The sequence below is a fragment of the Tahibacter sp. genome (genome assembly GCF_035481375.1).
GTDB lineage: Bacteria > Pseudomonadota > Gammaproteobacteria > Xanthomonadales > Rhodanobacteraceae > Tahibacter.
Window position 1 is genome coordinate 1 of record NZ_DATIGT010000308.1, and the last position, 8,734, is coordinate 8,734.

11 protein-coding genes and 1 pseudogene are annotated in these 8,734 nt (G+C 68.0%); 6 read left to right on the plus strand and 6 right to left on the minus strand.

Translation table 11 applies throughout. The features are described from left to right. Positions 1-504, plus strand: a pseudogene (locus VLF18_RS20410) (urocanate hydratase); the annotation flags it as partial. A 58-nt stretch (positions 505-562) separates the two neighbouring features. Here the strand turns inward: VLF18_RS20410 and VLF18_RS20415 are convergent. Both VLF18_RS20415 and VLF18_RS20420 read right to left on the minus strand, forming a co-directional pair. Beyond that, positions 563-1,138 (minus strand): DUF4166 domain-containing protein, encoded by a 576-nt coding sequence (locus VLF18_RS20415; protein ID WP_325281472.1) that lies wholly within the window; start codon positions 1,136-1,138, stop codon positions 563-565. Positions 1,139-1,152: 14 nt separating this feature from the next. Then, entirely contained in the window at positions 1,153-1,488 is a 336-nt protein-coding gene (locus VLF18_RS20420) for a hypothetical protein (RefSeq protein ID WP_325281473.1), read from the minus strand. A gap of 206 nt (positions 1,489-1,694) precedes the next feature. Between VLF18_RS20420 and VLF18_RS20425 the strand changes: the two genes are divergently transcribed. The 3 genes from VLF18_RS20425 to VLF18_RS20435 all read left to right on the plus strand — a co-directional run bounded on the left by VLF18_RS20425 (position 1,695) and on the right by VLF18_RS20435 (position 3,463). Further along, positions 1,695-2,084: a hypothetical protein gene (locus VLF18_RS20425; RefSeq protein WP_325281474.1), complete on the plus strand. Its 390-nt coding sequence runs from the start codon at positions 1,695-1,697 to the stop codon at positions 2,082-2,084. After that, positions 2,081-2,596, plus strand: a complete 516-nt coding sequence (locus VLF18_RS20430; RefSeq protein ID WP_325281475.1) for a hypothetical protein — start codon at positions 2,081-2,083, stop codon at positions 2,594-2,596. The genes VLF18_RS20425 and VLF18_RS20430 overlap by 4 nt, the downstream gene beginning before the upstream one ends. A gap of 93 nt (positions 2,597-2,689) precedes the next feature. Continuing rightward, a complete protein-coding gene (locus VLF18_RS20435) occupies positions 2,690-3,463 on the plus strand; it encodes an SDR family oxidoreductase (protein WP_325281476.1) in 774 nt (257 codons plus the stop codon). A gap of 48 nt (positions 3,464-3,511) precedes the next feature. Here the strand turns inward: VLF18_RS20435 and VLF18_RS20440 are convergent, their stop codons facing one another. Then, positions 3,512-4,390, minus strand: coding sequence for a PhzF family phenazine biosynthesis protein (locus VLF18_RS20440; RefSeq protein WP_325281481.1), 879 nt, complete (start codon positions 4,388-4,390; stop codon positions 3,512-3,514). Positions 4,391-4,451: 61 nt separating this feature from the next. Next, positions 4,452-5,327 (minus strand): LytTR family DNA-binding domain-containing protein, encoded by an 876-nt coding sequence (locus VLF18_RS20445; RefSeq protein WP_325281477.1) that lies wholly within the window; start codon positions 5,325-5,327, stop codon positions 4,452-4,454. Between the two features lie 148 nt (positions 5,328-5,475). On the opposite strand from VLF18_RS20445, the gene VLF18_RS20450 reads away from it, so the two are divergent. Then, positions 5,476-6,705, plus strand: coding sequence for an acyltransferase family protein (locus tag VLF18_RS20450; RefSeq protein ID WP_325281478.1), 1,230 nt, complete (start codon positions 5,476-5,478; stop codon positions 6,703-6,705). A 10-nt stretch (positions 6,706-6,715) separates the two neighbouring features. Here VLF18_RS20450 and VLF18_RS20455 read toward each other — a convergent pair whose 3' ends face one another. Next, positions 6,716-7,087 (minus strand): YajD family HNH nuclease, encoded by a 372-nt coding sequence (locus tag VLF18_RS20455; RefSeq protein ID WP_325281479.1) that lies wholly within the window; start codon positions 7,085-7,087, stop codon positions 6,716-6,718. Positions 7,088-7,209: 122 nt separating this feature from the next. Between VLF18_RS20455 and VLF18_RS20460 the strand changes: the two genes are divergently transcribed. Continuing rightward, on the plus strand, positions 7,210-7,728 hold the full coding sequence (locus tag VLF18_RS20460; RefSeq protein WP_325281480.1) for a hypothetical protein: 519 nt from the start codon (positions 7,210-7,212) through the stop codon (positions 7,726-7,728). A gap of 90 nt (positions 7,729-7,818) precedes the next feature. On the opposite strand, the gene VLF18_RS20465 is transcribed toward VLF18_RS20460, so the two are convergent. Next, positions 7,819-8,691, minus strand: coding sequence for a hypothetical protein (locus tag VLF18_RS20465; RefSeq protein ID WP_325281482.1), 873 nt, complete (start codon positions 8,689-8,691; stop codon positions 7,819-7,821). Positions 8,692-8,734 lie beyond the last annotated feature (43 nt).

Consider the following 8,734-nt stretch of genomic DNA (forward strand, 5'->3'; position numbering starts at 1 on the left):
CACCTGCACCGCTGGCTCGACATGGCGCGTGAGCGCATCAGCTTCCAGGGCCTGCCCGCGCGCATCTGCTGGGTCGGGCTGGGCCTGCGCCACAAGCTCGGCCTCGCGTTCAACGCGATGGTGCGCAACGGCGAACTGAAGGCGCCGGTCGTGATTGGCCGCGATCACCTGGACTCGGGTTCCGTCGCGAGCCCGAACCGCGAAACCGAAGCGATGCGTGACGGCAGCGACGCGGTGTCCGACTGGCCGTTGCTCAATGCGCTGCTCAATACCGCCGGCGGCGCGACCTGGGTCTCGCTGCATCACGGCGGCGGCGTCGGCATGGGCTACAGCCAGCATTCGGGCGTCGTCATCGTCTGCGACGGCAGCGAAGCGGCCGACAGGCGCCTCGCGCGCGTGCTCTGGAACGATCCCGGCACCGGCGTCATGCGCCACGCCGACGCGGGCTACGCGATCGCGCAGGACTGCGCGCGGGAGCAGGGGCTGAAGTTGCCGATGCTCTGAGTTCAGCAACTCGAGGTGAGTAAGTCGCGACTGGAGAAGCGACATCTCTAGTTCTTGTCTACTCACCTCCAGTTTCTGCTTCAAGCATTCCGGAATAGCGCAGCACGCGCCCGACGATCGGCAGGCAGAACTCGACCTCGAACGCGTAGCGCCCGTCGACGATGCGCTTGCCGGCCTGCGAGCGTGGCAACAGCGCGAGCGGGACCGGCAGGCCGTGCCAGCGCGCGCCGCGCAATGCCCAATGCCAGCCGCCGTCGCGCACGTCGACGCCGAGATCGAGCGTCAGCGGCCCGGTGCGCTCGAGCCAGCCGCCGCCGGGGAATTTTCCGTACGGCACGAACGACGAGACCATCTCGCCGCCGTTGTCGAAGCGGCGGCTCCAGATCAGTGCATCGTCGCGATGAACGATGCGCACCTCGAAACCGCACTCGGTGCGGTCGGCCGGAATGCCGAGGCCGCGCGCGAGGCGGCGCCCGAGGACGCCGGCCGCGCCACGGCCGCAGTCGACCGCGATGCGGCCGCTCAGTCGCCCGCCACGGCGATGCAGCGTCTGCAGCAGAGGGTGCAATTGGGAAAATGAGTCGCCGAACCAGCGCGTGACGACGGTCTCGGCGCCGTGGCCGGCGGCGGGCAAGGGCGCGGCCGCGCTCAGTTCGACGGTGGGTTCAGCAGCCGCGTCAGGCGCAGCGCGAAAGCGAACAGCAGGACCGCGAGCAGCGCCGGCACTGCGGCGGCCAGCCATTCGGCCGCGCCGTTGGCGACCCACACGGCGAGCCCGGTCACGATGAACGTGCAGGCGAGCAGTGACAGCAGCAGCGAAACGCCGGCGACGAGGCCGATCGACAGAAGCGAAGCGGGATTGCCCGGAACGGCGACCGTGGTTTCGCGCTGGCTGCGGTGACGCAGACGGCGACGGCGAAACACGAAGGATCGCGGCGCGGCGCCGCCGTTCGGGGGAAGAGCAAGGGCCTTGGAGGCGCTCATGACGGGTGCGAGTATTCCTGCGATCGTGTGGATTGCCTGTGATGACGCAGCAGAGGCGGATTTCCCCTCATGCCCGCGCCCGCTTCGCACGTGGCGGCCGACGAACGGCAATCCAAGCGCGACCAAGGTCGCACTGCGGTTCCCGCACGTTTGACCTCACCGGCAGCAGACCGTAAAACGTAGCCGCATCTTTCGGAGAGTACACCGTGGCGATCAACGGGGCCGGCGGCACGCCGGGCGGTATCGGGCAGTTCCTGTTCGGGTTCGCGCTGGCCGTGGCCGGCGGCTGGCTGCTCACGAATCAGGTCGTCGTCAGCGGCGGCTCGTGGGCGCTCTGGGGCTACAACACGTTCGGGCTTTCGCTGATCCCGTTCGTCCTTGGCATCGGGCTGCTGTTCTTCGACGGGCGCTCGGTGCCCGGATGGCTGCTGACGATCGCGGGTCTCGTCATCGTGATCGCCGGCGTCATCGTCAATCTGCGCGTGTATTTCCTGCAGACCAGCCTGTTCAACACGCTGCTGATGCTCGTGCTGCTGTTCGGCGGCATCGGGCTGATCGCGCGCTCGCTGCGCTCGCAGGGGCCGGTGTCGTCATGAGCCCTCGCACACGCCGCCTGTCGGCGCTCGCGCTTGCGGCGGTGCCGTTCGCCGCCTGGGCCTGGCCTGTGGCCGAACCGGCGCTGATCCGCCTGCCGTTTTTCGACGAATGCGACAGCATCGACGCGATTCCGATGCGCCAGCACGTCAACTACAACGTTGACATCCAGCCGATCTGGAGCGCGCGCTGCGCGAACTGCCATGTCGAACCCGAAGGCGGCAACGCGGCGGCCGACCTTTTTCTCGACCCGCCGAACTCCTGGTTCTTTCTCTACAACGAGCCGAGCAGCCAGGACCCCGAATTGATCCGTGTCGTGCCGAACCGCCCGTGGCAAAGCCTGCTGTTCACGAAGCTCAACTGCGACGTCGTCGACATCGGCGTGCGCATGCCGCGCGACCGCCAGCCGATTCCGATCGCCGAGCAGGCGCTCGTGCACGACTGGATACTCGCCGGCGCGCCGGAGACCGACGACGACACGATCTTCCGCGCGCGGTTCGAGCTTCGCGGGTGACGACAGGAAACGACTGAGAGGAGTGAGAAAAGAGTGGACGGGCCGGCTCCCGTACTCTTTTTCTCACTCCTCTCCACGTCAAGGCATTCCTCCATGGATATGCAACTCGCCGGCAAGGTCGCCGTCGTCACCGGAGCGAGCCGCGGCATCGGCCGTTGCGTCGTCGAGGCGCTCGCGCGCGAAGGCGCACATGTCGTCGCGATCGCGCGTTCGGCCGCGAGCCTCGACGAACTCGTCGCCGGGCTGCCGGTACCGGGGATCGCGGTTGCGGCGGATCTGCGCGAGGCCGATGCGGCACAGCGCATCGTCGACGCGGCGCTCGCCACGTTCGGACGCCTTGACGTCCTCGTCAACAACGCCGGCGCGACCGTGCGCGGCGATTTTCTCGCGCTCGACGACGCGGCCTGGCAGGACGGTTTCGCGCTGAAGTTCTTCGGGGCCATGCGGCTGAGCCGTGCGGCCTGGCCGGCGCTGCAGGCCGCGCAGGGCGCGATCGTCAACGTCGTCGGCATCGGCGGGCGCACCGGCAGTGCCGAATTCACCGTGGGCGGCGCGGTCAACGCGGCGCTGTTGAATCTGACGAAAGCGCTGGCCGACCGCGGCGTCGCCGACGGCGTGCGCGTCAACGCGATCAATCCGAGTTCGATCGCGACGGATCGGCTCCAGGGGCGCGTGCGTGCGCTGGCCGGGGAACGCGGCATCGACGAAGACGCGGCCGCGCGCGAGATTGCGGCCACGCTGCGCGTCGCGCGCTTCGGCACACCCAAGGAAATCGCCGCGGCTGTCGTGTTTCTCGCATCGCCGCGCGCGGCCTACTGCCAGGGCGCCGTGCTCGACGTCGACGGCGGGCAGACGCGCACGTTGTGACGACGAGGTTCTCGCCCGTCGTCACCTGACGCGACGTCGTTCTTTGCCTCAGCGCCAGAACGCACGACCGTCGACGACGGTGTGCGTGCGGCCGCCGACCCAGACCGTGCCGTCGGCCTCGATCCGGATGCCGATGCGCGCGTCGTGACCGATTTCGCGACCCTGGCTCACGCGGTAGCCGCGTGCGAGCGGGCCGTCGGGTTCGCCGGCGGCGATCCACGCGGCAATCAGGCCGTTCGCCGCGCCCGAAGCCGGGTCTTCGGCGATGCCGACGCCGGCCGGAAACGCGCGCACGGCGACCTCGTAATCGGACTGGTTGCAGCGCGCGAACACGCAGAGGCCGAGACTGTCGCTGGCCTTCGCCAGCCGCGCGATCGCGGCGTGGTCGGGCTGCCACTGGCGCAGCGTCGTCTCCTCGGCGAATTCGGCGATCCACCAGCGCCGGCCGCCCTCGACGAAGCCCGGCGGCAGCGCGCCGAGCGGTGTGCGATCGAGGATCGCGCGCACGAGCTTGGCATGCAGCACTTCAGGTTCGAGCGCGCGCGCGCGCGGGGCTTGCACCGACAGCAAGCGACCCTGTGCGTCGTGTGCGACATGGATCGGCAGCAGGCCGGCGCCGCATTCCTGCACGATCCGTTCGCTGTGATTCGCGACGAAGCCGGTTTCGAGCGCGGCATGCGCACTGCCGATCGTGGGATGCCCCGCGAATGCGATCTCGCGCTGTGGCGTGAAGATGCGGACGCGATAGCTCGCGTCGGGCTGCGTCGGCGGCAACAGGAACGTGGTCTCGACGAGGCCGGTCCATCTTGCGAAGCGCTGCATCGTCGCGTCGTTCCAGCCCGCGGCGCCGAGCACGACGCCGAGCGGATTGCCGCCGCCGGCGTGCTCGGCGAAGACGTCGAGTTGCAGATAGCGCACGGTGTCCATGCGGCCAGCGTAGCCGCACACCCCGGTCTCGCGCCAGCGCGAAAACGGCGCCGTTGCGGACTCAGGCGCCGGCGAGCGCGCGTTCGCGCAGGCCGCTGCGGAAACGCCGGCTGCACGGCAGCGTCGCCCCGTCCTTCAGGTGCAGCCGCGCGTCGCCGGTTTCCAGCGGTTCGATCATCGCGACCTGGTCGAGATTGACGATGTAGCTGCGGTGCACGCGCGCGAAGCGCTGCGGATCGAGTCGCGCCTCGATGCCGGCGATCGTGCTGCGCAGCGGATAGTCGCGTCCGCGGACATGGAGGTTCGCGTAGTTGCCGGCGGCCTGTATCCACTCGATGTCGTCGGCGGCGATCAGGAACTCGCGGCCGAGCTTGCGCACGAGAAAGCGCTCGGGTCGCTCCAGCGGTTCGACCGGCGGCCCGACGTCCGGGGCTTCGAGCAGGCGGGCCTCGCCCTGCAGGCGCAGGAGCAGGAACCGGTAGACATGGATCAGTGCGACGGTCGAGACGAACTCGCGGACGTCCTTCAGATATTCATAGCCGAGTTCGAGCGGCCAGTTGCCGAAGTCGTACTGCTCGCCCTGCGTCGCATAGGCGAGCTTGCGCAGCGCGACCATGCCGACCACATGCAGCAGCGACCACACGATGCTGGCCGCGAGGTACCAGGGCAGGTGGCGGCGCCACGTGTCGTGATGCAGCGGAAAGCGGCGCGTGAATGCGACGACGGCCGGCACCAGCATAAGGATCACGAAGCCGCTGGACGTCTCCCAGACCGCGGGCTTCCACGGGGCGAAGTCCAGGTGCGAGCGCTGCACGTCCATCATGACGGTCAGGCTGTTGAACAGGGCATTGATCAGGAAGCCGAAGATCCAGAAGCCGATCTCGGCGCTGCGGCGCCAGGGCTGGTAGCGGGCCAGCCAGTTCGCGGTGTCGGTCATGCGCGGGATTCTACGGAGCGCCGCGCGGGGTCGCCCGCGATTCGTCCCCGCCGTCCGCCGCTCGTCCCAAACCGTGGTCGATCAAGCCCTTGGCGCGCGACGCCGGGACCGCGTCGCGTGAATCTCGGCGCACACTCTCGGAGAACCCATGAACCGCCGCCACGACATCGACGCCCTGCGCGTCATCGCTTTCGCGTTCCTGATCCTCTATCACGTCGGCATGCTCTACGTCGGCGAGTGGGGCTGGCACATCAAGAGCGCGTACACGTCCGACGCCCTGCAACTGCCCATGCTGTTCATGAACCGCTGGCGCATGGACCTGATATTTCTTATCTCGGGCATGGCCGCGGCCTTCGTGCTGAAGTCCGGCGAGACCGGCCGGTTCCTCGCGATGCGCAGCTGGCGCCTGCTGCTGCCGCTGACCTTCGGCATCGTCGCCGTCGTGCCGGTACAGCCCTATGTCCAGGGCGTGACCAACGGCGTCGTCGAACCGGGATTCTGGAACTTCCTTGCCGAGTACTACACCGCGAAGCGCTGGCCCGAGAACGCGTTCGACGGCTGGGAACACGGCTATACCTGGAACCATCTGTGGTATCTCGCCTATCTCTGGGTCTACACCCTGGTACTCGCCGCGCTGCTGCCGGCGCTTCGCAGCGGCGGGGGCCGGCGCCTCGCCGACGGCTTCGGCAATCTGCGCGGCGTCGCGCTGCTCGTGTTGCCCGGGCTGCCGCTGCTCCTCTACAGCCTGACGCTGCAGCCGCATTTCCCCGAGCGCGGCGATTTCATCCACGACTGGTATCGCAACGCGGTCTATTTCACGGTGTTCGTCTACGGCTTCGTGATCGCGCGCCACGACGGCTTCTGGCGCGAAGCGCTGCGCCTGCGAAAGATCGCGCTGGCGTTCGCGCTGACCGTATTCGCCGTCTACGCGATCGCGCGGCACGATCTGCCCGACGAAATCCCGTACTGGCACGAAGTCGTGATCGTCACCTTGCGCAACCTCTACGTCTGGGCCGCGCTGCTCGCAATCCTCGGCTGGGCGCATGCATTGCTGAATCGCCCGTTCGCCTGGCTGCCGCGCGCGAACGAAGCCGTCTATCCCTGGTACATGCTGCACCAGAGCCTGATCGTGCTGATCGCGTACTGGCTCGTGCCGTTGAAGCTCGGCGGGTTCTGGGAATGCGTGCTCGTCATCGCCGGAACGGTCGGCGGATGCTGGGTGCTGCACGAGTACGTGATCCGCCGCGTCGCGCTGCTGCGCCCGCTGTTCGGACTCAAGCCGCTCGGTGCCGCGCGCGAACCGTCGGCGTTGCGCATGGCGGCCTACGGCATCGTCCCGTTCGCGACGCTCGTGATCATCGTCGTGTCGCGGGGCTGAAGCGCGACGCTCAGCGTTTCTTCGCCGCCATCATTTCACGCAGGGCCGCGAACGGATTCGCGGTCGCTTCGGCGACCTTGGATTCACTCGTGTCGCCGGTGTGGTCGATGTAGCGCGAGTGCTCGTTGTCGTGGCAGTAGAGGCAGAGCAGTTCCCAGTTGCTGCCGTCGGCCGGGTTGTCGTCGTGGTTGTGGTTGCGGTGATGCACCGTGAGTTCATGCAGGTTCGCGCGCGTGAACTCGCGCGCGCAGCGGCCGCAGATCCACGGATACATCTTGAGCGCGCGCTCGCGGTAGCCTTTTTCGCGTTCGGCGGCAGCGGCGCGCGCGTCGGCGACGACGCGGTCGAGGCGGCTGGCGGAGTCGGGCTTGTTCGTGCTCATGGTCATCCCGCGTCGGTGGCAGCTATCTACGACATGATTCGTATGTTCGCAGCTTCGGCAACGCGCCGGGCTGCGCGGCGCGGCCACAATGAGGCCGCCTGTCCATTTCCGCGGAGCATACGATGAAGCGCATTTACCCGGCAGCCCTGCTGGTCGTCACCCTGGCGTTCGCGCCGGCGCCGTTCGCGAAGGAGCGCGTCGAGCGGCCGCTGACCGCCGAAACGCGGACGCTGTTCGACGACCAGGCCGCCGCGATCCGCCAGCAGATGCAGCCCGGCGGCCACTACGAATTCGTGTCGACCGCCGAGCGCGCCGAGGTCGAGCAGAACCTCGACCGCATCGCCGCGGCGCTCGCGCAGCATCCCGACGTCACGACCTTCAGCGATGCCGACAAGGCCGCGCTGCTGCAGGCGCAGGAAAACGTCAACGCCGTGCTCACGCGCAACGACGGCCGCCGCCTGATCTGCCAGCGCGAGCGCTCGACCGGCTCGCATCTGGGCAAGGACAAGTGCCAGACCTTCGCCGAACGCGAACGCGCGCGCCGCAGCTCGGAATCCGAAGTGCGCCGGCTGCAGATGAAGGCGCCGACGTCGTCGGGACTGCCGAATGCGGCGGATCTGCGCAGGGGCGGGGGGAATTGAGAGCAGGGAACAGAGCGGGAGGGGTAGTAGCCAGAGGAAGCGCGCACCGTCCTCCAGTTACTAAACACTCACCTCTATTTTCTTCTGGCTCTACGCCAGCTGATCCTTCGCCCACGCCACATCCAGCGCTTCCATCGCATCGCGCGGCTTGAGCTTCGCGGCTTTCGCATAGGCTTCGGCGGCGGCGTCTTCCTGTTTGTCGCCGTGGAGCAGCAGCAGGCCGTTGCCATATTCGATCCAGGCGATCGGCGAATCGGCGGTGAGCTTGGTCGCTTCCTTCAAGTGCTTTTCGGCGGTCGCGGCGCTCGCGCCGTAGGTCAGCTTCGCGAGCATGCCGCCGACCTTGCCGACGATCTCGGCGTGGTAGAGGCCGAGCGCGGTCTGCGCTTCGGCGTGTTTCGGCGCGAGGTCGAGCGTCGCGTCAAGCGATTCCTTGACCTTGCCGGCGAGGCCCTGGGCGAGCGCCTTGGTGATCGAGATGCACTGGCTGTAGCGGCCGATCGCGAAGGCGCGGCGGTAATGGCTGTTGGCTTCCTCGGGCAGCGCGGCGATCGCATCGTCGGCGAGTGCGGCCAGCGTTTCGTAGCGCGCGAGCTTTTCTTTCTCGGCATCGACGAGATACGTGGCGTGGATGCCGCCGGCCTTGATCGCGACCGAGGCGCCGAGCGCCTTCAGCGCCTTGCCCTGTTCGAACGCGGCTTCGAAGTCGCCGCGATGAAAGGCGCGCCAGGCCTCCTGCAGCGCGCTGGCCGAGGCTGCCGCGTCCTTGCCGAGCTTGGGATTGGCCTTGAGCAGTTTTGCGACGTGCTTCTCGTCCGGAAACGGTTCCTGATCGCCAGCGTGCAGCACCTTCCAGGATTTCGCCAGCTTGTCGCCGGCGTAGTCGTACGCCTTGTCGGCGTGGGGAAATGCAGCCCAGCCCTTCTTCGCCATGGTCAGCTCTCCGTGAAGTCCGGCTAGCATTCCCGACTGCACGGAATCGCGCAACCGGCGGCTACACTTGCGT

Coding starts and splice junctions, on each gene's coding strand:
- VLF18_RS20420 (WP_325281473.1), bottom strand. CDS start 1,488: ATGAGCGCCTCCAAGGCCCTTGCTCTTCCCCCGAACGGCGGCGCCGCG.
- VLF18_RS20430 (WP_325281475.1), top strand. CDS start 2,081: ATGAGCCCTCGCACACGCCGCCTGTCGGCGCTCGCGCTTGCGGCGGTG.
- VLF18_RS20435 (WP_325281476.1), top strand. CDS start 2,690: ATGGATATGCAACTCGCCGGCAAGGTCGCCGTCGTCACCGGAGCGAGC.
- VLF18_RS20440 (WP_325281481.1), bottom strand. CDS start 4,390: ATGGACACCGTGCGCTATCTGCAACTCGACGTCTTCGCCGAGCACGCC.
- VLF18_RS20445 (WP_325281477.1), bottom strand. CDS start 5,327: ATGACCGACACCGCGAACTGGCTGGCCCGCTACCAGCCCTGGCGCCGC.
- VLF18_RS20450 (WP_325281478.1), top strand. CDS start 5,476: ATGAACCGCCGCCACGACATCGACGCCCTGCGCGTCATCGCTTTCGCG.
- VLF18_RS20455 (WP_325281479.1), bottom strand. CDS start 7,087: ATGAGCACGAACAAGCCCGACTCCGCCAGCCGCCTCGACCGCGTCGTC.
- VLF18_RS20460 (WP_325281480.1), top strand. CDS start 7,210: ATGAAGCGCATTTACCCGGCAGCCCTGCTGGTCGTCACCCTGGCGTTC.
- VLF18_RS20465 (WP_325281482.1), bottom strand. CDS start 8,691: ATGCTAGCCGGACTTCACGGAGAGCTGACCATGGCGAAGAAGGGCTGG.